Consider the following 487-nt stretch of genomic DNA (forward strand, 5'->3'; position numbering starts at 1 on the left):
CGCCCTCGCCTCCACCTCCACCTCCACCTCCGCCCCCGCCGCGAGCTCGGGGCCGGCCGAGGGGAGTGTGGAGAGTGCGATCCAGTTCGCCACCGGCCAGCTCGGCAAGCCCTATGTCTGGGGCGGCGACGGGCCGGACGGGTACGACTGCTCGGGACTGGTGCAGCAGGCCTACCGGCGGGCCGGCATCGAGCTGCCCCGGGTGGCCGACGACCAGTACCTGGCGACCACCCCGGTCAGCCCGGGTCAACTGCGCCGCGGTGACCTGATCTTCTGGTCCAGCAACGGCCGGGTCTCCGGCATCCACCACGTGGCGATCTACCTGGGCGACAACCGGTACATCGAGGCCCCGCACGCCGGTGCCAAGGTGCGGATCTCGGTGCTCAGCAGCGGCTACTTCCCGACCCACCTGGGCCGCCCGTAACGCAGACCCGTCCCGGACCGAGCCCCGGCCCGGTCCGACTGGCCCCGAAACCGGCGGGGCCCG

Annotated in this window: 1 protein-coding gene; it reads left to right on the forward strand. The window is 73.3% G+C overall.

Translation table 11 applies throughout. The annotated features are described in order from the left end of the window. On the forward strand, positions 1-424 hold a 424-nt coding region (locus C7C46_RS12485), incomplete at its 5' end, for a C40 family peptidase (protein ID WP_181442318.1). Positions 425-487 lie beyond the last annotated feature (63 nt).

The sequence above is a fragment of the Streptomyces tateyamensis genome (assembly GCF_003205575.1).
Classification (GTDB): domain Bacteria; phylum Actinomycetota; class Actinomycetes; order Streptomycetales; family Streptomycetaceae; genus Kitasatospora; species Kitasatospora tateyamensis.